This is a genomic window from Lentibacillus halophilus, assembly GCF_055395055.1.
Genome location: NZ_AP043750.1, coordinates 1,600,479 through 1,622,810, shown reverse-complemented (window position 1 = coordinate 1,622,810; position 22,332 = coordinate 1,600,479). Strand labels below are relative to the sequence as shown.

Genomic DNA, 22,332 nt, shown 5'->3' with positions numbered 1-22,332 from the left:
TCTTCATTACAAGCTTTATCACACATTATAGCATTATTCGCCAATCCGGAAAAATTTATATTGTGTATCCGACGTCCATGCAAGCGAATCCTCATACGACCAATAGCGGTTACGGCTGTTATCCGTATGAGCGTTGACAAGCGGCATGTCATTAGTATCTTTATCAACGACAATCGTATTATGATCCCACCGGCCATCTCCGGAAAAATCATAACAAATGATATCGCCCGGAATAAGATCACTTGCTGATTCCATCTCTTTCCCTTTCAAACCTTCTGTCGACCCGCTTAAGTACCAACGAAGCGAGTGTGCCACCGCCCAGCTGTAACTCCAATTATCATCCTGGTACCACCAACCTTGCTCACGGTTCGGTGCACCACGCATAGGAGCTCCTCCGGCACGCATGCACTGAGACACATAATTCGTGCAGTCTACATCAAATGTTCGGTACGCCGGGTTATAACTGTTCCACCACCGATGAGCATACTGAACAGCAGCACGTCTATCATAAGCAAACCGCTGTTCAGATCTGCTGCCGCTAATGTCTGCTTCCATACGGGCGTACCCTGTCTTAGCTGATGAAAGATCCGTTTCCATCTTTCGGTGCTCGGTGATTCGGTCGTTTTCCAGCTGCATCTTAAACGGAATGACTTGCTCCTCTCTAATGAATTGACTGTTTTGCCTGATTAGCAAGGCTAAATGAAGCAAATAATGGTACGTTTCCTTACGTCCATACCGAATCATTTCATAAACATGCCCGTGTCCGTTAATACGGACTATGTTCGCATCACGGTTACGACAAGACCTTATTTTTCGTTTCCACCAATCGGTTTGTTCATCTGATTGAAAAAAACGCAACCAAGCTTCTTTTATCATTTCCATTAAAAATCCCCTCCACTATCACTGTATGGGGGGAATGGTTGTCTCAAGCACAAGCTTCTGTGTTATTGACAACAGTTTTTTTCATGGGTCAAAAGAAAATTTTTCTTATCCAATCCACCATTATAGCCGACCATTTTTCCGTCCGAACCTATGATGCGATGACACGGAACAACAATGGAAATAGGATTTTTACTGATAGCGCCGCCTGCTGCACGGACAGCTTTCGGATTGCCAATGGCTTCTGCAATTGCTTTATAAGCCGTTGTTTCACCGTACGGAGCGACATTGATCAGCGATTGCCAAATCTGTTTCTGAAATGGGGTTCCGTAAAAGGCAAAAGCAAACGAAAACTGTTGACGCATACCCTGAAAATAGTCCAGGAGTTCCTGCTTCGCCTGCTTAACTTGTTCTGGCCAATGAATAAGATCGACATTCGGAAAGTAGCGTCCTAACCAAGCTTTTCTGCTGTCCGCAGACGATACAGTAGCATAGTCGATTCGTACGACTTTATCTTCATCTGCAATAATGATCATACGTCCAATGGGTGAATCCAGTTCATCATAATAGAGTGCCATGTCCACACGCACTTCCTTCATACGATTTTAATTTGTCGGTGATGTAGCGAACCCCAGACCTTTTTCCATTTCGGCCAATACGTCGTCATCTGTTTCCTTATCCTTGGCTTTCCGGATGGCCGCAAATGCTTCATCTGTCCCAATTTTGCCGAGTGACCAGGCAGCTGTACCACGAATAACGGGCCGTGGATCATTGGTCATAACCGCAATCATGTCGTCAACGGCTGTTGTATCCTTATAATGCCCGAGAGCCAGAAGCGCATTTCGCTGCAACGGTTTCTTCCCGCGCCATGACCCAGCTATGTGACCAAATCTTTCTTTGAATTCCCGATTTGATATGCGGAGCATCGGTTTAAGCTTCGGCTTGGCCACTTCCGGCTCCGGTTCGAATTCTGGATGGTTATGAACATCAACCTGTTTGTTATATGGACAGACGGCCTGACACGTATCAAATCCATAAATAAAATTGCCCATTTTCGGTCTGAACTCATCTGGCATAAAATCTTTTGTCTGTGTCAGAAATGCGAGACAACGTTGGGCATTGAGTTGACCGCCCTGCACCAAAGCACCAGTCGGACAGGCGTCCAGGCATTTCGTACAGGATCCGCAGCCATCTTCCAGCGGTGTATCAGGCACAAACGGCACATTCGTTATCAGTTCACCGAGATAGACATACGAACCGAATTCCGGTGTAATAATCGACGTGTTTTTACCACTGAATCCGATACCGGCCCTTTCCGCAACAGCCCGATCGGACAATTCACCCGTGTCCACCATCAGTTTGGTGCGGGCATCCGACATATGTTCCTCTATAAAGGCTGCCAGTTTTTCCAGTTTTTCCTTCAAGACTTTATGGTAGTCCACACCCCAGGATGCACGGCAAAAGATACCGCGCCGTTCGTCTCTCGTGCTTTTGGGAGCGTCTTTCATCCGGGAAGGATAGGCCAAAGCAATAGACAAAATGGATTTTGCTTCCGGAAGCAGCCGATCAGGTTCCGTCCGTTCCGCCACCGACCCCTTTTCAAAGCCGGATTGATACCCCAGCTCTTGCTGTCGTTTCAACCGGTCCTTCAAGCTTGCAAACACGTCAGCTGAAGCAAATCCAATTTTATCAACGCCAATTTCCTTGCTGTAATCAATAATTTCCTGTCGAAGTTGATTCGTGTTCATCCTATCCCTCCTCGTTATCCTGGGTCAGTGCGTCTGTTTGATAGAAGCCGTACGCATGCGGTTCAGTACAGCGGCAATCTCATATCGCCGCGGCCGAGCAATATCACCAGGGTGTTGATCCTGGAATGCGGTAAACGACGCCAGTCCTTTTTGATCCATTTGCTGTTCGATATCGTCCAGCAATTGGTAAAGCGTCCGTTCCCCGAGCGCATTCGTCCTCTCCAAGTGTTGAATCATCTCGGCAATCATTCGTGTCTGGGATGAATCCACCAACTGTTCCGTATCATGAAACGTTATATCCGTCGCTCCCATGATAATAGTCGTCAGTCCTTTGGCTTGTGTTTTGGATTTGTTACCTTTTCTTGTCTGAAGCGATTTCTGCTGAAAAATTCGGCTGCTTATATCGCCAAAAGCAGTATCCTCCAAGGCTTCCCGGTTAATCGGACGCGACTGGACAATGGACTTCGCTTCATCGGTGACATTGTAGGGGACATACGCCTCCATCATAATGACCTTGTCCGCAACATCAAAGTAGTCACCGGAACCACCCATAACAAGAATCGTTGACACTTGGTGCTGATCACGCAACTGTCTGATTTTATCAATGAATGGCGTAATTGGTTCTTTATCCTTATGGACGAGTTGCTGCATGCGCTCATCGCGTATCATAAAGTTGGTGGCGCTTGTATCTTCATCAATAAGAAGTGTGGTCGCTCCTGCTTCCAGTCCCTCCATCACATTTGCAGCCTGCGATGTGCTCCCACTGGCATTGTCTGTTGAAAAGAAAGTGGTATCCTGACGATGCGGGAGATTTGTGATAAACGGGGAAATATTAACACCTGTTACTTTCCGCCCGTCTTCCGCACGTATTTTAACAGCGTCCGGATCTGTCAGTACGTACTCACGCCCATCGCCTTGCACATGGAAGTAAACACCACGCTCCATAGCTTCCAGAATGGTGCTTTTACCATGATAACCTCCGCCGACAATCAATGTAATGCCCTGTTCAACAGCCATGCCGGTGATAGGCTCTTCCCGGTGCGGCACTTCGATTTCCACTTCATTGTCTTTTGGACTCTGAAACGGCACAGCCTTCTTAAGCGGACGATTGCTCACACCACTCTCCCGCGGCAAAATGGACCCATTGGCGATGAAGGCGATCCAATTATTACGGCGCATGGCTTCGATAATGGCTTGCTGTTGATCGGCCAGCTGTACCGCGTGCTCGATGTCATCATCCGTTATCGTAAAAATGGAATTCCGTAAAATATCAGGAACAGCTTGTGTGAACAGTTTCTCTGCTTCTTTGCCGTTGATCTTTCGCCCATTTGCCGGTAAACCGACTGAAATACACACTGTAATTGAGCTGGAGTCAGCCTGTACGGCACTTCGCTCCAACACTTCCTGACCAGGGCGATCAAACTGAATACTGCCGCTTTTTCCGGACCCTTTAATGGAAAAGTTGCTTTTCGCGATGGCATACCCTACCTTGCGTGCGAGGATATCCTCAACTGCAACGTTGCGCAACCGTGATTGCAGCCAGTCCTCCTTCATAGGACGTTTCCTCGCAGGGATAACCACCCGAATTTTAGATGGCGCGGCAAACGGATCTCCTTGGACGTAATCAACATACAAATCAAAATCGGAAAATTTATAATGACCTTGAATGCTTTTATACGCTTTGTATCCTTTTCCATCTATTTGCTGCAATGTCTGCATTAATTGTTTCATAAAATCCCTCAATTAATTGTAGTATCGAATTCAGAATACATGTTGCCCAAAACAGTTTCAAGCCATGTGTCAAAACGCCACAGCTTGAAATATGAAAAAACGCAATGCCTCGGATGACTGCGAAACACTGCGTTGGGACTTTTTATGTATGGAGCGGGTGATGGGAATCGAACCCACGACATCAGCTTGGAAGGCTGAGGTTTTACCACTAAACTACACCCGCGAGTTGTATGAAGAAAATCCTGCTTGGTCGTTCATTGATCCATATGCTTGTCACGTTACAAGTTGTTTCGATGGAGCTTACACTCCTCACAACTTGCAAATTGCTGAAAGTATGCATCGAAAACATTGCTCAAAATGTACATTTTATCATTAAACAATAACCGCAAATGATGTATAAATGTGTTGTTTTTTGTCATAACACAAACAAGTATATCATGTCAGTAAAAAAACAGCAATCGATTTTTTGATATTTTACTTACAATATACAGTTTTCGACACCGCATTGATCACAGGCGAGGAGTCTATTAAAATAATCCATATTCTTCAACATAAAATATTTATTGTGATTTTCTACTAGACCTCGACTTTTCCATTTACTCACAATTCGGCTGACGGTCTCCCGCGATACGGCTATATGGTTACTGATATCCTGAATAATCAGTGGTTCAGTTATGCGGATACCTGATGGTGTTACAACACCATACATGTTGGCGTAACGCACAAAAAACGATGCAACAGCCCCTTCGGAACCAAATGCTGTGTAGTCACGCAACTGAGACTCGCTTGCATCCAATGACTCAGCAAGCCACCGTAAAAATCGCAGACTCAAAGCACCATTTTCAGATAAAAGATTTTCAGCCGTTCCCCGTTCAAGAACGTACAGTTCACTGTCCTCCACGGCTTGGGCGCTATTCGGATAATGATCGCCTCCAAAGACACCGATTTCTCCGACGCCATCGTTTTCACCACGTGTAAATACAGTAAGATAGCTGTGGTATCCAATCGTTTTATATACTTGCACTTTTCCGCTTGCAATAAAAAACATATGTTCAGCAGGAGCACCTTCATTAAAAATATGAGCATGTTTCCGAAACGTTGCCGGCTCAGCATACGTCAACAATAAATGATATTCATCATGATAAAGTCGTTCTAAAATAGGATCCATTTATAATCACGCTCCTTTTCATATTCATAGTATAGGCATCATACCAGATAACAAACGTCCATTATGTGATAATAATCACTACTAACTATGACTTTACAGGTTTTTATGAAACGTATAAAATATCGTTATATTCCAAGGGAGGCGAATACCGTGGCTGTCTATCCCGTTACACTGTCACAAACTGGTTTTGTCCATCGCGATCAGCTCACTTATCCGTTTAACGAGCGCGGATTGCAATTTGGCGATGGCATTTATGAAGTTATCCGTATTTACGAAGGGAAGCCTTATCTGTTGCAAGAGCATATGAACCGTCTATTCAGGTCTGCTGCAGCCATCAGACTGGAATTGCCTTTTTCCATACAGGAAATAACGAATCAATTAACCGAGCTTCTCGAACGAAATAACATGGTGTCCGATGGCATTATATATATGCAGGCAACCCGCGGTTCAGCGCCACGCGCTCACGCATTTCCCGGTGATGTGCCTGCAAATGCATACGCTTATGTACAGGACCTGCCACGCAACATAGATAAACTGTCCACAGGCGTCACGACCATGACGGAGCGTGACACCCGATGGGAACATTGCTATATTAAGAGTCTGAATCTCCTGCCAAACGTGCTCGCCAAGCAGGCAGCACAGGAGAACGGCCATTATGAGGCGATTTTCGAACAAAATGGACGAGTAACCGAAAACAGTTCATCGACTATTTATCTTGTCAAAAATCATACCATCTATACCCATCCGGCAACAAATCGTATTCTACACGGCTGTATACGCATGCGGGTTGAGGCATTTGCAGCTGAAGCAGACATTCCGTTTGTCCAACAAGCCTTCGTTATAGACGACATTCCGGACGCTGACGAAATGTTTTTGTCCAGTACCACATCTGAAATTATGCCGGTCGTTGCAGTCAACGGTATCTGTATCGCTGACAGCAAACCAGGCACTATCACCAGAAAACTTCAATACGCTTATGAACAGGATGCCGGTATTCCGCATGTGAACATGTAACCTTCAATGAACGTTCACACACCAGCACAAGAACGAGACAAAATAAGAGACGCCTTGTCATTTGAAAGCGTCTCTTATTCTACTGCCAGTCCGTATACGTTGTTAAAAAGTCATTCAATTTATCAATATATTTGTCCTTACCGACAACGAATGGTTCCCCATGCCCTGCTCCTTCTACTGTCAGCATTTCAGCATCGCTTTTCGTATTTTCATATAACATTTCCGACATCCTCGATGGGACAAACGTATCATCGCTTCCTCTGATATATAAAATAGGGACATCCGCCTTCTTAACCTGATCTAGCGCCGATGCTTCCTTCAGAGAATAGCCAGCCCGCATTTGGGTAACAACACTGGTTGACGGAAGAACTGGAATAGCCGGCAAGTGAAACATGCGGCCCAATTGATATGAGAATAAATCATAAACACTTGTATATGGACTATCCGCAACAACAGCCTTCACATTGTCCGGAAGATCTTCACCAGCCGTCATCAGAACCGTAGCAGCGCCCATTGATACACCGTGCAGAATGATTTCTGTATCCTCTCCATATTGCTCGATAATGCGCTTGATCCAATCCACATAATCCAGCCGATCATCCCAGCCAAATGCAATATAATCACCACCACTGGCGCCGTGTCCACGTGCATCGGCTGTAAATATATTATAGCCTTTCTGTTCATAATAATACTGACCGAACAGACCCATATCCATCGCATTGCCAAGGTAGCCATGCGCCATGACAACTACTTTATTCGATGGTTTTTCTGCTTCAAGGAAATACCCCTTCATGTCAAGGCCGTCACGGGACGTCATGGTCCATTCATCAAAATCCTGCTGATCAACCCATGTCCGCCAGTCTCCTTCCGTTAGTACTTCCATCGTTTCAGCGGATACTTCCAAATCGTCATTTCCCTGCAAAAAGTCTTTTTCATTTCGGTCAATAGCCAACTGATAAAAATAAATACTTGCACCGATATCTATTATTAATAGGACAATTAATAATCCTATACCAATCTTCAACCACTTTTTTCGTTTCATGCCATGCCTCCTTTCTATCTGTCATTCCAACGCCATTATACAGAAAAAAGCAGGCAATTTGGCCATTTTCATCATGGTACTTCTTAGAAATTCAGAAGCGCTGGATTCATCCGAAACGGCTTGTCCATCAGATGATCCCCTCATCATCCAGCTCCTGCAAATCTTTATCGCCAGGCCGGTCTGTCCGCAGCTGCCCCATAAACAGCTTCAACGTCCGTTCATTGATCCAATTGGTCCCCCAGACATCGTCATTAGCGAGCATCGTGCCCATCAGCCAAATACGTCTCGCAGTAATGAACCGTGGAATACTACGGAAATCGTCGTCCGCCAAATCCCGATTCGCCGTATACCCTTTTAAAAACGCGTCCCAGCATTCATTTTCCATGTTTTTATAATTATTCAGTAAATTCCACCATGATACAGCGATATCGTATCCCCTGAATCCTATGGCACAGTCATCAAAATCAAACAGTTCCATACCGTCGCTGGAAAGATGCATATTATGATTGTGAAAATCGCCATGGCAAAAGTCTCTCTCCAAGTCAAGATCGGCCAAATCAGCCTTTGTGTTTTTCACAACCGTATGTAATAGATCAACCGCTCCATGACCAAGATAGTTGTCGATAACCGGTGAAATGATGTCAGCGGGATTATCCAACAAATCATTTATCCCCAGCTCAAACCCCCGTTCATACGTCGATGTAAAACCAGTTGTTAACTGATGCATGCGGCCAAGCGTTGCACCGATTAACTCAGACGTTTCCATATTGATCGGCGGGCGCTCCCCTTCCGAATAACTGAATAACACGCCATAACGCAGTCCCTCGGGTGCCTCTGCTTCATACAAGTAATCACCATTGCGCTTTTTGACGGGGTGGGATGCTCGAAACCCTTGCCTATAAAGCAGATTGATCGCTTCCAATTCAAAAAGAATCGCTTGTTTATCCCGCCACCTTGATCGGTAAAGCCTGAAGATATACCGGTAGCCTTGCTCGTCTTCCAAATAATAGGTGTCATTCAATCCTCGCGCTAACAAATGACAGTCTGCAATGGACCGGAGATGGTGTTCGGTAACCATTTGATTAATCGTTTGCGTATCGATTAATGCGTGTTTCACCTTTACTTGCACTCTTTCATTCCTCCAAAACGATTTGCTTGGCACTCTCTAATGCACAAGCATGATCATATGTTCTTCATCATAATAATGATCCCCCGCTTTTACAGCCTGTTTATGCACGCCAATCGGGGAAAACCCCATGGCATAACAAAACCGTTTCAACGTACTGTTATTGACAATGATCGACAAATTAATTTGCTCCACACCGTCCAATGATTTCGCATGATCAACAGCGGTCTGAATGAGTTGTCTCCCGATTCCTTTCCCGCGTTCGTATGGTGTGACATACAACATAAACAGCGCTGTTCGGTGAGCCGTCTTTTGTCTCACCTCTCTCATGAGTGTTATCATACCTGCCAATTCATCACCTGAATAAGCACCAAATGTAAATATGTTCTCCGACTGCAATCGAACTTTAAACGTATACACGGACTGCTTTTTCACTTCACCGTAGCTGGAGGTGTAGGATTCCGGACTGTTCAACATGGCCTCCAGGCAGAGATCACGATAGGCCTCAGCATCATGAATTCCCAATAAACGAATATCGATGGCTGCCCCACTCCTTTTCCTGTTTTTATCAACTATATGAATCGTCACCATTCATTCATGCATGATTCCAAAACGTGGCGTGGGAGTAAAGAACTTTCATAAAGACGTTTCGGGCAGCCATCTAAAATGTTCAAAAGGCTAATTCGTTACGTTTCTTCATAAGGATCATATTCATCACCGTAAAACCGATTATAGCGAATTTTAAACCGTTTAAATGCATGAACAGCGATCACTTTCAAAATAGCGTATCCCGGAATGCCAAGAATTACGCCAACGACACCAAACAAATTACCGGCGACTAATAAGACAATGATAATGGTAAGTGGGTGTACATGCATTGTTTTGCCCATTACATTTGGTGATACAAAATTTCCCTCTAAAAATTGTACCGCTGCCCACACAATTCCGAGTTTGAGAACCATGACTGGTGATTGAACGAGGGCAATGATGATAGCAGGAGAAATAGCGATCATCGGGCCAAGATAAGGCACAACACTGGTTACAGCTGCAACGACAGCAAGTGTAATGGCATAATCAAGACCAATGATTAGGTAGCCAATATACAAAAGAACACCAATACATGAAGCGACAATAATCTGACCCTGAATATAGGAGCCAACCTGAACATCCATATTCCTCAAGATCTCGTCCGCACCATCCCTGTATCTTGGAGGGAGCAACTTCAGACAAAATGCTTTGAAATGATCACCGTCTTTTAATAAAAAGAACAGGATAAATGGAAATGTCACCAGTGCCACTATAATACGTGTAATCACATTGGCAATATTCTGCACCCCTTCAACCGCACCACCTATGTATTCCATGACTTTGTTCGTTAAATTGCTCAGATTGGATGTGAACCAGTCGTACCCTTGTTCATAGTATGGTGCAAGAAACGACTGTTGAATCCAATTATCAATTCCCGCTCCCATCTGATTTAAGTATGATGGGAAATTGGAAGCCAGATCTTTTACCTGTGTTTCAATGGCCGGTGCTGTGAGCAGAATAACGCCAGTAAAAAGTCCGCTGATGCCCAGAATGAGAATGACAATCCCCCAAATGCGATCGATGTGCGCACGTTCCAGCAAATTAACGATCGGGTTCAATAAATAATAGGCAATAAAGGCAAGAATCAGCGGCGGAATAACCGTTGAACCAATGGTCAGAATTGGATCAAAAATAAAAGATACCTTCGTATAAATAAATACAATGACACCAAGTAGAAGTATCAGAACCAATCCGAAAAACAAATCACGGCCGCCGATAAATTGCATGAATCGGCTTATTTTCATATGTAAACGTCCTCCTCGCTATTCAAATTATATGACAAATGGCGAAAAAATTCCATAATAGCAGGACGAAAAAAAAGACCAGCTCCGTCTGAGAGAACTGGTCTGTCTTTTACTTAATCAGCAGCCACAATTGCCGTATTTTAAAATAAAAAGTTTTAAAACCGCCACTTCGCCAAGTGGGTGCTTGCAGGGATCGTCCTGTCTTCCACACAATGGAGGCACGACATTAGAATCCCGATATAAAACTCCCTATTCATCTGTTAGAGGTTAAAACTTAATTAAATACGAACAATGCAGCTTGTAACTTTATATTAACGGATTTGACCTGTAAAATCAATGGGAATTTTACCCTTTACGTTTTTCTATATGCTTATGTGCCAAAACACACTTAAATAAGCAATTCATAAACGTCATTTAACTGTTGAGCACGTACATCGTCCTCAGCATTTCGGGCATAATTTAATTCTTTTTCGACGACGGAATCGAGGTATTCCGTTTCCTCTTCACTCAGGCTTTTGACAAATTCCTGTTCGTTTTTGTAGTCATGTGTCTCTAGCCTTGTGATGATTTGTTGCGTCATAGCGTCTTCACTTGTGTTTACCAATGATTCACGTAAAAAATGCAGTGTGTTATCGTTATCGATCATCATCACCCAGCCAATCTAAAGTTAGTATTTCAGCTGTTTCCGTAAACAGGGTTATGATTGAAAGAGCTATATTTTTGTATTTTTCTTTTTGGCCCGTTGCTCAAGTTGGCTGTCAGGCTGCTGATCAGATGCATCTTCGCTTAATCCTTGTTTATTAATACTTGTCTTGACTTGACGGCTTTTCCAGTTATCCTGTTTGTCAGCCATAATAACACCTCCACCATATACTGTTTCTCGGCAAAAGGCGTTTTATGCCTGAGTTGTGCTGCTACGTTCTTCCTGATCTCCGGGGATGATTAACGGTCCAACACAACACGCGTATCAGCAAACAAATCATGAAGTCCCTGCTTCTGTTCCGTGAATGCAATCAATAAATATAGCACGAACATAAACCAGAATACCCGATAAAAAAAGCGGCCGATGATTTCACGAAAAATCAAATCACTCCATGTCAGCGGCTCACGGTCTTGCCGCACGACACGCAGACCAAAGATCATTTTCCCTAATGTTTTCGCGTAATATTTAGTCATCAGCAAAAAATAAAGATAAAAGACGATAGCACTGACTACTCCAGTAACCGTCCAAAACCCGACATCAATCGCCCCATTACCAATAAATTTCAAGGGACTAAGCAGGATGCCGTTTAAACTGAAAACAATCACGAGATCGGCCAAATACGCCCAAAAACGCATCCAAAACCCGGCATAACGATCGCCATCCGAGGTCACGATTTCTGTAGTCGTTTCCTGATTTTCATTCATTCCGGCACCTCCCTATTTCGAATATAGATACATCGCACGTGGCCCCTCGGATTGACGCAAGAGTTCCTTCATATCAATCAGGTCGGTTTCCTTACCGAACATGCTTTTCACCGTGCTGCCTAGAAATTGATTCAGTTCAAATCCGCTTTTGTATTCAACGACTTTTGCATTTGACCAGTCGAAATCTTTTTTCATCATGGCGATGGTGTCGTCTTTTGAACCAGTTGCATCGACCAGACCATTTTCAGCTGCCTGTTCCCCGGTATACACACGTCCATCTCCGAGTTCACGAACCTTGGATTCGGACATGTCACGACCTTTAACAATGACATCGACAAAGTCAGCGTACATATCATCCACCATGCGCTGCAAAATTTTGTGTTCTTCTTCAGTCATTTTTCGGGATTGGGACATAATATCCTTGAATTCCCCACTCTTTATCGTGTTAAATTCAACACCATATTCGTCAGCTAATTCTGCAAAATTAAAGCTTTCCATAATAACACCGATTGAGCCGGTCAGTGTTGCCGGATGGGCCACAATTTTATCAGCAGGAGCAGACACATAATAGCCGCCGGAAGCTGCCGTGTTGCCCATGGATACATAAACAGGTTTGTCGTAGTCTTCCTGTAATTCAACGACCTTATCATGGATTTCATCGCTTTCCACGACACCCCCACCTGGTGTATTCACACGTAAAATCACGCCATCAACACTTTCATCCTTTCCTGCATGTTCTAATTTTTCAAGAAAGCGTTCATGATTATAACCGCTTGAATTTAGAAGCGACGATGTGGACGTGTTTTGAATAACGCCATTAAGCTCAAGTATGGCAATTTTATTACCGGAGCCCTTTTCGATAACTTCTTCCTGGTATTTCTTCTGCGTCGTTTCCAGCATCGATTCCACATCGGTCGTGAACAGACTTGACATAAATCGAAAGCCAAGCGAAAGGACCAATAAAATCGCCGCTATTCCCAATGCAAGCCAACGTTTGTTGTTCAATTGGTTTCCTCCATTCTATGTACAAAATATTTGCATCTATATTACAACAATGACTGCTGCATCGTCAGTTATTTATTATTGATAAACGTCATAATTTTGACCGGTCTGTGCGCCTTCCACACTTTTCACATACGCTCGAGCCACTTTGGCGGCAGGAACAGGCGTGAAACCGGGAAAATAATTGCCAAGCCTATCCCATGATTCTTCAGCGATATTGGGGCTCACGCTATTGATACGGATCCCTCTGGGCATTTCAATGGATGCGGCTTTTACAAAAGCCCTAACACCACCATTGGCCATGGCTGCAGATGCTCCCATTGGTATCGGATCATCCATCATAACACCTGTGGTCAACGTGAAACTGCCTCCATCACGCATATAATCCTGACCAATCAGAACGAGATTAAGTTGCCCCTTCAACTTGCTTTCTATCCCTTTTTCATTCCAGGCTGGAGTTAACTCCGAAACCGTTCTGAAATTCGCTCCACCTGACGCATTGATAACGGCATCCACATGGCCGGTAGTTTCATACATAGAAGCAATGCTGTCAGGAGACATAATGTCCACGGAAACATCCGCTCCATTTCTTCCCGCCCGAATGATATCATGTTTCGATTCCAGCTGCTTGACAATATTCGCTCCAATCGTGCCGCTCGCCCCTACAACCAAGATACGCATCTTAACGACCCCTTTCTGTTTTTTGGAAAATAATTGTTTCAGTGTGCCAGTCATACCCACTCTGATCACATCTGAACCAGCCACTTCTATATAAATATATCCAAATCACCTGTCCTGTATGTCTGTCCCAAGGTGTAAAAGTCTCAGCAAACAATGCTTTTAACCGAGATGATCTGCCCTACCCCACCGATGTTTGTGATTAATCCTCTCTTAGTCTTTTTTAAAATCCCGGTGCATAACGTTTAATAAAAGCATAATCAGGGAATTTAGTTGACAAAACATTCTGATAGAGAGGTGTCATCATTGGCAGAAGAAATTTTCGGACCCTTTGAGTCGGTGGAAGAAACAGTAAAAACGGTCAATATACTTGAACTGGAAGGATACAGCAACACAAACATTACCATATTTGCACACGGTAATCATGCAGACAAAATTAATGATCTAACTGATGTCAGTGTAACCAGTCTCGAATCGGAAGAAGAAACACACGACCAAACATTTCTCAGTAAAATTAAAAAAGTATTTTTAAATGATATTTATAAAACGAGCGATATCCACGATCAGTTGTTAAAAAAAGGCCTTTCCGAGAGCCAGGCAAATGACTACAGTAAGAAAATTGAAGCTGGGAACATTCTTATTACGTCACAAACTGAATTAAAAATGGGAAATGATCCCACCGGTGAGACACCAAAAATGACAGAAAACGTCAAACACCTTTATCAATGAACACAGCTTGCGAAAAGTAATCGGTCTACCGCCGATTACTTTTTTCTTTATGTTTGTGAATATGACTGGAAATGTATAAACAAACACATAAATGGAATGAGCACGTTACAATATATACTAATGAAGTAAAAAGGATTGATGCAATATGTGTCTCATCAATTTTCATATAGGAAATCATCCGACATACAAACTGATAATGGCCGCAAACCGGGACGAATATTTCGAGCGCCCGACCGCTCCAGCCGGATTTTGGAAAGATCAGCCGCACATTCTTGCCGGACGGGACTTGGAAGGACGCTTCACTTTTTCCATTGACTGACGACGGACCATACGTGTTTACCAGTCCAAACATCAAACGTATGACAGGACACAAAGGGACAGCCACCGCCTTGCAATCACCCTGTCATCCTCGTTACAATCATATAACATGCCAACAACATAGAGTACCATTGAAACCTTTACCATTGACAGATCGGGGCTGATTTTATGACATCAACCAACCATACACATGAAACCGAACAACAGCGAATTGATCGTGTCACCTATCATATCGATCAAAAAGCCAAAAAAGTAATTGACAGAGCCTCCAGTATTAAAGAAAGTGTCATTCAACTGCGCAAAGATTTCTGGGAAGATGTCACCGTCAACATCGACGAACCGGATGATGTGATTGAAACTCAGGCCAGCATTAAACAGCAGGCAGAACTGCTTACCCAAAAAGAGCAATCCCACGGCAAACTTGACGATGAACTTAAAACGTTAAAGCGCCTGCGTGAATCGCCTTACTTCGGACGCATAGACTTCCGCGAAGATACGGAACAGACACCGGAGCCAATCTACATCGGTATTTCCTCCCTGATGGACAGCAATGACGGCGATTTCCTGATATACGATTGGCGCGCACCGATATCCAGCCTTTATTACGATTATGCACCAGGCGAAGCACAATACGATACGATGGATGAAACCATTAACGGTGAAATAACGCTAAAAAGGCAATTTATCATCCGTGAGAGCATTCTGAAAGGATTGTTTGACACAGGCGTGACAATCGGCGACCGTCTGCTGCAGGAAATACTCGGCGCCAACGCTAGCACTAAAATGAAAAGCATCGTCACCACAATTCAAAAAGAACAAAATAAAATCATTCGTCATAAGGGCCATCCATACTTAATCGTCCAAGGAGCAGCCGGCAGCGGCAAAACATCCGCCGCTCTGCAGCGAGTGGCCTATTTGATGTATCAGCATCGTGACATTTTGAGCGCCGAGAATATTGTGCTGTTATCACCAAACCCGTTGTTTTCCAGCTATATCGCCAATGTGCTCCCAGAGCTCGGTGAAACAAATGTGCGACAAACCACGTTTCATGAGTATATGGAGAACGAGGTAAACCATCCATTTACTATTGAATCACCCTTCGAACAAATGGAATATGTCATGACGGAAACCAAACAGGAGAGCCAATCGAGTAGGATGAAGAATATCGACTGCAAATCGAATCTCCATTTCAAACATGTTATCGATGCGTATATCAACCATTTAAACAAACAAGACATGCAGTTCCGCAACATTACATTCCGTGATGAAATACTTATTTCCAAACAGCAGATGCATGATTATTTTTATTCATTGGACGATGCCCTCTCCATCCCGAATAAACTGGAACTGGTGGCCGGGTGGCTGCTGCAGGAAATACGAAAACAAGAACGCCACGAACTAGATAAAGACTGGGTATTTGAAAAAACGGAATTACTTAATAAAGAAGACTACCAAGATGCGTTTGACCAAGTACAAAAACAGACCGAAGACAAAACAAACGAAACCGTCCACGAGGAAAACATACTAAGGAAAAAGGTGGTTAAACGGGTTTTTGCCCCCATCAAAAAGAAAGTAAACAACTATGCATTCATCCGCACTGCAGCCACCTATCAAATGCTATTTACCCATTGGACACCCGACAAATCTCCAGAAAACTGGGAAGCGATTTGTTCTTTTACAACCGCCAATCTGGAGAACAACTTTTTGCCATGGGAAGATGCAGCACCATATCTTTATTTTCAACACTGTTTGCTTGGCACCCCTCATGACCAGTCCGTTCGCTACCTTGTCATTGACGAAGCACAGGACTATGCTGCATTTGGATTCGCCTGTATTCAGCACATTTTCCCGAATGCCAGAATGACGCTATTGGGCGACGTCAATCAAGCGATATATCGTTATATGGCCGATGACAATCCGTTGATTGAAGCAGGTCCGATGCGATCATCCTATAAAAAAATTACATTGACCAAAAGTTATCGCTCGACAAAGCAAATTTCTGAGTTCACAATACCTTTTTCACCAAGCAACGAAAGAGTAGAACCATTTAACAGGGAAGGAAATAAGCCACTGCTGATCCGGCAAAACAAGGAGCATTTTACTGAGACAATCATGACAGAAACGAACAACCTTCGTCAGAACGGGCTTGAAACGATCGGTATCATTTGCAAAACACAAGCAGAAAGCCATCACGTTGCCGAGCTTTTGAAAGACACAATCGCTTTTACACAAATTGATGAGTCCACTGGTCATCTACCGAAAGGACTGCTAATATTGCCCGTTTATTTGGCCAAAGGAATCGAGATGGATGCTGTCATCATTCCCGACGCATCCAAAAACAAATACACCAGTGAAGCCGACCGGACACTGTTTTATACAGCATGCACACGGGCCATGCACGCGCTGGTTATGATTAGTACAGATGAACCATCCCCATTTATCAAGGAAGCTCCACAGGAAACATACCTAGAAGAAGAGCGTTAATCGATCGTTGCAATGAGCAAAAAATGCAGTGTGCATGCACTGCATTTTTTTATTTGCATCATGATAGCGGCGAAATGGGCTCTCATAATGCCGATGAATGACCAAACAATACCGGTCCACCGGAAAATGGGCTCTCATCCTGGCGCACTAAAAAATGCTTGGATGTGCTTCCAAGCATTTTCACAACACAAAATCTAACTTAAGACTCTAATCATTTAATAATTAGAACCGGACATTGTGCGAGTTGTACGACTCGATTGCTCACACTGCCCAGAAGCATACTTTTCACGTTGCCAAGTCCGCGACTTCCAATAATAATTAGATCAATATCATAATCATGAGCATACGAACAAATTTTTTCCCCTGCATTACGCTGAGTGGTATCAATAACCACATCCGTATAGACCGTTACATCGTTCGTTTCAAAGTCTTTTTCTATTTTTTCCATTTCAGGGCGCAATGTTTCAGCCATCTCCATTTCAATGTTCCGTGCAACCGCTGCATTCGTACTGGGCGCGGCCTGCGTCACAACTGAGATAACATAAACTTCTGTTTCGGGATCCCCCATTGCCTGGAGCTTTGCCTCATTCAGGGATTCTTGACAAAATTCAGAACCATCATAAGCAACCAGTATGCGTCGTTTCATAGACATCCCCCTATTGCGAATTCAGGAAGCCATTTCCTTCCTAGTTGCACTATAACACAAAAATTGTCCAAACCCTGCTAATCATTGCAACTTTTCTATGACAAATGTGGAATACCATTACTGGATTGCTTATCACCAATGTCCGTGTTTCTCATTCCGCAAATAATCTTATCTCTGTCTTTTGCAGCTGTATTCATTTCGCTCATTGTGCAAAGTCTTGGTGTAACACCACTTGAAGAAACTGAGCGACTAACCACACAAGGCAAGAGCAATCGACAGCCGTGTTTAATTCAATATTTCTTTCACTCTTCCCACAGTGCCGTTCTCCAGCATAACCTTAATCCCATGTGGATGGGACGCAGAATTGGTTAGTATTTTTGATACGATTCCTTCCGTCAATTTACCGGAGCGCTGATCCTGTTTTTGTACAATACGCACGTTTTGTCCTATTTTTATATGGTCTCTTCTTGTTCCGGGCATATTACCTTTAACTCCTTAGACTTGCTTTTATTATCAATACGCAACATGTTTATAATGTACTTCTTTCAATTCCATCAGTGTAAATGTAATTCTTGTCATCGGACGAGTCAATGCTCCCCCGCAATATATTCGCTGATTCCCACAGGTGGGATTCCAGTTCATGCTGTGTTAATTGTCCCATGTCGCCCATCCTTCATTAACAGAATCTAGGCCTATGATAGCAGAAAATGGGGGTGCAGACTATGGAATATCATTAGAGAAGGGGAGAAGGCAAGAAATGGTGTCGTTATAACTGAACAGATGGACACACTGAATGCAGATATGTCCGTATAAATATTCCTAACAGGTTTTAGCAACCTGACCAGTTGATTATACTTTGTTGTAGGAGTATAAAAGCTGTATTTAATACGTTGACGTTCTTATGGCGCTACTGATTTCAATTCCACATCATATGTAAAGAGGGATCTGCCATGTTTGAGATAATATTAATCACATCTGTCTTAACTCTGATAATTTTATTCAGCGATACCAATAGATACGAGACCGTTTACAGTGGCACTGAATCAAGTTTGAGTGAGGCGAACGACTATTATTGGCTTCTAAAAAATTATAACATCCCGGTTAGGCTGCAAATTCCATATAACTGGGAAAATTTTTATCGATTCGGATACAAAGAAAGCCCGGTATATATAAAGGTGAGTCAAAAGAAGTTAGAAAAAGCAAGACACGTGATGATGCATTATCGTGTGGAAAAATCAAAAATGGAAAGAAATATTAAAGCAGAGAAAAATAAGTAACCGATGTCTTAAAAGAATGAACGCTTACTACATTTGAAGCTTTAAGTAATAGCGATACTGTCAGGCATCGATTAACTTAGTGATAATGACAATAGCTCATTTGCTCCTCATAACCATTCACCTCAACTATATAGGGAAATAGTTGAGGTGATTTTATTATAAAGTACCAAAGAACGGCTTCGTTATGTTTGCTTTAACAACCGCATGCTGTTTAAAATGACGAGCAATGCTGCACCTGTATCACTTAAAACAGCCATCCATAACGTTAAGATACCTGGGAATATGAGAACAAGTGCTGCTACTTTAGTCAATAAAGAGAACCACACATTCTGCTTAATGATGTTACGGGCTTTGCGGCTCAAACGAATCGTATGCGGAAGTTTTTCCAGGTTATCCGCCATGAGTACAATATCAGCGGTCTCCATGGCTGTATCCGTTCCCGCACCGCCCATGGCAATTCCTAGATCAGCCGTGGCAAGCGCGGGTGCATCATTCATCCCATCGCCAATCATAGCGACACGTTGGCCCTCACCTTGCAGTTTCTTAATGGCCGTCACTTTGTCCTCTGGTAATAAGTCAGCAAAGTACCGGTTGACACTCGTTTCGTCGGCGATCTTTTTCGCTGTACCATCATTATCTCCTGTCAGCATGACCATCTCCTTCATTCCTGTCCTCCTAAGCGTCTGAATCGCCTTAACCGTAATCGAGCGAACAGTATCCGCAACGGCAATGATTCCAAGAATGTCGAAGCGGGTGCCAATGATGACAAGTGTATTTCCGTTCTCTTGTAATGCATCAATTTGTTTTTCCATTTCCTGAGGCAACCCGTTCATATCGTGAAATAGCGCAGGATTTCCCGCAAAATACTCCATCCCATCAATGGTGGCTTGAGCGCCTTTACCAGTGATCGTTTTAAACGCTCCCCCTTCCTTCATACCAATGGCACGTTCGTCTGCGTACGTCGTTATAGCTTGAGCAATCGGATGAGTGGAATGCGCTTCAATGGTCCGTGCTATCGCAATAAGGTCATTTCTATCGTTCATATTACTGATGACGTTTGTCACTTTGGGTTTTCCTTCTGTTAAAGTACCAGTCTTATCAAAAACCATGGCCTTTATAGACGCGGCCTTTTCTAAAAACGTTCCGCCTTTAATTAAAACGCCATTTTTAGCTGCATTCCCAATAGCTGATACAATCGACACTGGTGTGGAAATGACGAGGGCACATGGGCATGCTACCACTAATAATGCAAGACCTTTATAAAGCCAATCGCCCCAAGCACCAACCCCGAATAGTGGCGGAAATACCATAACAGAAATAGCCAAAGCAAAAACAATCGGCGTGTAGACATTGGCAAATCGGTCTATGAATGCTTCGGTTGGAGCCTTCTGTTCCTGGGCTTCTTCCACCATATGGATAATATTGGCGATCGTCGTATCATCCACCAATTTTGTCACTCGAATTTCCAGCGATCCATTTTCATTAAACGTACCGGCGTAAACCATATCGTCTTGCTGTTTATCAACTGGTAGAGATTCTCCGGTGATCGGTGCTTGATTAATACTGGATGATCCAGACACAATTTCCCCGTCCAATGGTATCTTTTCACTTGGTTTAACAACGATGACATCATCAACCGCTACGTCCTCCACAGCTTTGCGGACAAGTTGTTCTCCTGATTTAACAGTCGCTTCAGACGGAGCAAGGTTCATCAAATCTCTTATGGAATTCCGTGTCCGCTCAACCGACTTGTTTTGCAGGGTATTTCCTAATGCAAAAAGCCATACAACCATAGCACCTTCCAGCCATTCGCCTATAAAAGCCGCTCCAATCGCTGCTGAGGCCATAAGTACATTCATATCCAGAGAGCCGCTTTTAATGGCATAAAAACCACTTTTTACCGGTTTAGCCCCTCCGATAAGAATGGCCATGGCATATAATGCTGTCATTATATCCGGGCTGATAGGTGTGAATGATCCAATAAAACCAAAACCCAGGAAAACGCCGGACAGGCTCGTCGTGGAAAACACGTTCTTTTTTCTGTCCGATGATGGTTCGGATTGTTGTTCACGAGTGTCCAACGATGCGTTAAACCCTGCTTTTTGTACTTCCTTGACGATGTCTTTTGGATTGGTTGTGTGGTCCAAGTGCATTTTTCCAGTCGAAAAATTGACGCTCACGTCGTGCACACTTGGATTTTTAATTAAGTGTTTTTCAATCGTCACGGCACAGGATCCGCAATCCATACCGTCAATTTGATAGGTTTCTGTGCTTTGCGTTGCATGCAGAGGTTCCGCTTTAAACCCTAATTTTTGTACTCGCCCAGGAATCTGTTTATCAATGGTAGCATCCTCTACACCTACTGCCATTTTTCCCGTTCCGTAACTGACTTGCACCGATTGAATACCGCTCGTTTTTCGTAAACCTTTTTCAATAGTGGCTGCACAGGACGGACAATCCATCCCGTGAATGGCGTATTCCACCATGTTTTGTTTGTCAGTTCCAAGCGATTTCCGCTCTCCGTCGTCCGTCTCCTTCGCCGAACAGCAGGAATCGGCTTCACTGGTTGAATCCGGATCACTGGCGCAACAACCTGATGGTGCTGCATTATCTGTTTGTCGCATGTCTATCCCTCCTGTTACACAATGAACATTATGTTAGCCTTCATTTGCATGAAGCAAAGCAATGGATACCAGTTGTTGGACGTGATCATCAGCTAAAGCATAAAAAACGAGCTTTCCCTCTTTGCGGTATGTGGCTAATTTCATATTGCGCAACAACCGTAAATGATGCGACGCTGTTGCCGTCGTTGAGCCGATAATATTGGCTACATCGCAAACACACAATTCTTTTTCCAACGTCAAGGCATAAGCGATCTTCATTCGTGTTGCATCTGATAAAGCCTTAAAGATCAACTCCACGCCATCAACATTGCCCATTTCCGGCTGAACTCTTTGAACCAACGCTTCATCGTAACAAAACGTGTCACATGTATCTGTATTTGTCGTCGTCAAAACCTTTTCACTCACATGATCACCTTCAGTCTAATATTTGTTTGAATATTTATTTGTAGTGTATGCTACCGCAAACACAATGTCAATACGTATAATTCAAATAATTGTTTGAATCATAGTTGGTTACGTTATAAGCAGGAAAAATGTGTGTACATTATGGCAAAAATCTATTAGTATTAATAGTTGTGTTATAAGCTTGCAAGTATTATTTTTTACTTGTTTGAAAACGCATCCTCA

23 protein-coding genes, 1 tRNA gene and 1 pseudogene are annotated in these 22,332 nt (G+C 43.4%); 5 read left to right on the top strand and 20 right to left on the bottom strand.

Annotated elements, in window-relative coordinates; translation table 11 throughout:
* Window positions 1-33: 33 nt before the first annotated feature.
* The 6 genes from ACZ5Q7_RS07940 to ACZ5Q7_RS07915 form a co-directional block, all read right to left on the bottom strand.
* Complete coding sequence (locus ACZ5Q7_RS07940; RefSeq protein WP_343752294.1) at window positions 34-882, bottom strand: amidase domain-containing protein; 849 nt, start codon at window positions 880-882, stop codon at window positions 34-36.
* A 62-nt stretch (window positions 883-944) separates the two neighbouring features.
* Window positions 945-1,457, bottom strand: coding sequence for a methylated-DNA--[protein]-cysteine S-methyltransferase (locus ACZ5Q7_RS07935; protein ID WP_343752295.1), 513 nt, complete (start codon window positions 1,455-1,457; stop codon window positions 945-947).
* 27 nt (window positions 1,458-1,484) lie between these two features.
* Window positions 1,485-2,627, bottom strand: coding sequence for a tRNA epoxyqueuosine(34) reductase QueG (queG, locus tag ACZ5Q7_RS07930; protein ID WP_343752296.1), 1,143 nt, complete (start codon window positions 2,625-2,627; stop codon window positions 1,485-1,487).
* Window positions 2,628-2,651: 24 nt separating this feature from the next.
* Window positions 2,652-4,358, bottom strand: a complete 1,707-nt coding sequence (locus tag ACZ5Q7_RS07925) for an ABC-ATPase domain-containing protein (protein WP_343752298.1) — start codon at window positions 4,356-4,358, stop codon at window positions 2,652-2,654.
* A gap of 149 nt (window positions 4,359-4,507) precedes the next feature.
* Window positions 4,508-4,581: transfer RNA gene (locus ACZ5Q7_RS07920), tRNA-Gly, on the bottom strand.
* Between the two features lie 255 nt (window positions 4,582-4,836).
* Window positions 4,837-5,526 (bottom strand): Crp/Fnr family transcriptional regulator, encoded by a 690-nt coding sequence (locus ACZ5Q7_RS07915; protein ID WP_343752300.1) that lies wholly within the window; start codon window positions 5,524-5,526, stop codon window positions 4,837-4,839.
* A gap of 150 nt (window positions 5,527-5,676) precedes the next feature.
* Here ACZ5Q7_RS07915 and dat point away from each other — a divergent pair, with 150 nt between their 5' ends.
* Window positions 5,677-6,540 (top strand): D-amino-acid transaminase, encoded by an 864-nt coding sequence (dat, locus tag ACZ5Q7_RS07910; protein ID WP_343752302.1) that lies wholly within the window; start codon window positions 5,677-5,679, stop codon window positions 6,538-6,540.
* Between the two features lie 79 nt (window positions 6,541-6,619).
* Here the strand turns inward: dat and ACZ5Q7_RS07905 are convergent, their stop codons facing one another.
* From ACZ5Q7_RS07905 to ACZ5Q7_RS07865, 9 genes are all read right to left on the bottom strand, one after another.
* Complete coding sequence (locus tag ACZ5Q7_RS07905; protein ID WP_343752304.1) at window positions 6,620-7,582, bottom strand: alpha/beta hydrolase; 963 nt, start codon at window positions 7,580-7,582, stop codon at window positions 6,620-6,622.
* A gap of 127 nt (window positions 7,583-7,709) precedes the next feature.
* Entirely contained in the window at window positions 7,710-8,711 is a 1,002-nt protein-coding gene (locus ACZ5Q7_RS07900) for a phosphotransferase enzyme family protein (protein ID WP_343752305.1), read from the bottom strand.
* Between the two features lie 36 nt (window positions 8,712-8,747).
* Window positions 8,748-9,299, bottom strand: a complete 552-nt coding sequence (locus ACZ5Q7_RS07895; protein WP_343752307.1) for a GNAT family N-acetyltransferase — start codon at window positions 9,297-9,299, stop codon at window positions 8,748-8,750.
* 95 nt (window positions 9,300-9,394) lie between these two features.
* Window positions 9,395-10,540: an AI-2E family transporter gene (locus tag ACZ5Q7_RS07890; protein WP_343752309.1), complete on the bottom strand. Its 1,146-nt coding sequence runs from the start codon at window positions 10,538-10,540 to the stop codon at window positions 9,395-9,397.
* A gap of 388 nt (window positions 10,541-10,928) precedes the next feature.
* Entirely contained in the window at window positions 10,929-11,189 is a 261-nt protein-coding gene (locus ACZ5Q7_RS07885) for a sporulation protein (protein WP_464432708.1), read from the bottom strand.
* A gap of 63 nt (window positions 11,190-11,252) precedes the next feature.
* Complete coding sequence (locus tag ACZ5Q7_RS07880) at window positions 11,253-11,393, bottom strand: small, acid-soluble spore protein L (protein WP_343752312.1); 141 nt, start codon at window positions 11,391-11,393, stop codon at window positions 11,253-11,255.
* Between the two features lie 89 nt (window positions 11,394-11,482).
* On the bottom strand, window positions 11,483-11,947 hold the full coding sequence (locus ACZ5Q7_RS07875; protein WP_343752313.1) for an RDD family protein: 465 nt from the start codon (window positions 11,945-11,947) through the stop codon (window positions 11,483-11,485).
* A 12-nt stretch (window positions 11,948-11,959) separates the two neighbouring features.
* Window positions 11,960-12,952, bottom strand: a complete 993-nt coding sequence (gene sppA, locus ACZ5Q7_RS07870; RefSeq protein ID WP_343752314.1) for a signal peptide peptidase SppA — start codon at window positions 12,950-12,952, stop codon at window positions 11,960-11,962.
* 75 nt (window positions 12,953-13,027) lie between these two features.
* On the bottom strand, window positions 13,028-13,630 hold the full coding sequence (locus tag ACZ5Q7_RS07865) for a short chain dehydrogenase (protein WP_343752315.1): 603 nt from the start codon (window positions 13,628-13,630) through the stop codon (window positions 13,028-13,030).
* Between the two features lie 303 nt (window positions 13,631-13,933).
* Between ACZ5Q7_RS07865 and ACZ5Q7_RS07860 the strand changes: the two genes are divergently transcribed.
* The 3 genes and pseudogenes from ACZ5Q7_RS07860 (at window position 13,934) to helD (ending at window position 17,158) form a co-directional block, all read left to right on the top strand.
* A complete protein-coding gene (locus ACZ5Q7_RS07860) occupies window positions 13,934-14,356 on the top strand; it encodes a general stress protein (RefSeq protein ID WP_343752316.1) in 423 nt (140 codons plus the stop codon).
* A 145-nt stretch (window positions 14,357-14,501) separates the two neighbouring features.
* Window positions 14,502-14,648 (top strand): annotated as a pseudogene (locus tag ACZ5Q7_RS07855) (NRDE family protein); the annotation flags it as partial.
* A 194-nt stretch (window positions 14,649-14,842) separates the two neighbouring features.
* Window positions 14,843-17,158, top strand: coding sequence for an RNA polymerase recycling motor HelD (helD, locus tag ACZ5Q7_RS07850; protein WP_343752317.1), 2,316 nt, complete (start codon window positions 14,843-14,845; stop codon window positions 17,156-17,158).
* A gap of 211 nt (window positions 17,159-17,369) precedes the next feature.
* Here helD and ACZ5Q7_RS07845 read toward each other — a convergent pair whose 3' ends face one another.
* From ACZ5Q7_RS07845 to ACZ5Q7_RS07835, 3 genes are all read right to left on the bottom strand, one after another.
* Window positions 17,370-17,804: a universal stress protein gene (locus tag ACZ5Q7_RS07845; RefSeq protein WP_343752318.1), complete on the bottom strand. Its 435-nt coding sequence runs from the start codon at window positions 17,802-17,804 to the stop codon at window positions 17,370-17,372.
* 285 nt (window positions 17,805-18,089) lie between these two features.
* Window positions 18,090-18,284, bottom strand: a complete 195-nt coding sequence (locus tag ACZ5Q7_RS07840; protein ID WP_343752319.1) for a YwbE family protein — start codon at window positions 18,282-18,284, stop codon at window positions 18,090-18,092.
* A gap of 49 nt (window positions 18,285-18,333) precedes the next feature.
* A complete protein-coding gene (locus tag ACZ5Q7_RS07835) occupies window positions 18,334-18,465 on the bottom strand; it encodes a hypothetical protein (protein WP_343752406.1) in 132 nt (43 codons plus the stop codon).
* Between the two features lie 289 nt (window positions 18,466-18,754).
* On the opposite strand from ACZ5Q7_RS07835, the gene ACZ5Q7_RS07830 reads away from it, so the two are divergent.
* Window positions 18,755-19,081, top strand: a complete 327-nt coding sequence (locus tag ACZ5Q7_RS07830) for a hypothetical protein (protein WP_343752320.1) — start codon at window positions 18,755-18,757, stop codon at window positions 19,079-19,081.
* Between the two features lie 182 nt (window positions 19,082-19,263).
* Here the strand turns inward: ACZ5Q7_RS07830 and ACZ5Q7_RS07825 are convergent, their stop codons facing one another.
* Both ACZ5Q7_RS07825 and ACZ5Q7_RS07820 read right to left on the bottom strand, forming a co-directional pair.
* A complete protein-coding gene (locus tag ACZ5Q7_RS07825; protein WP_343752321.1) occupies window positions 19,264-21,705 on the bottom strand; it encodes a heavy metal translocating P-type ATPase in 2,442 nt (813 codons plus the stop codon).
* Window positions 21,706-21,738: 33 nt separating this feature from the next.
* On the bottom strand, window positions 21,739-22,110 hold the full coding sequence (locus ACZ5Q7_RS07820) for an ArsR/SmtB family transcription factor (RefSeq protein ID WP_343752322.1): 372 nt from the start codon (window positions 22,108-22,110) through the stop codon (window positions 21,739-21,741).
* Between the last annotated feature and the right edge of the window lie 222 nt (window positions 22,111-22,332).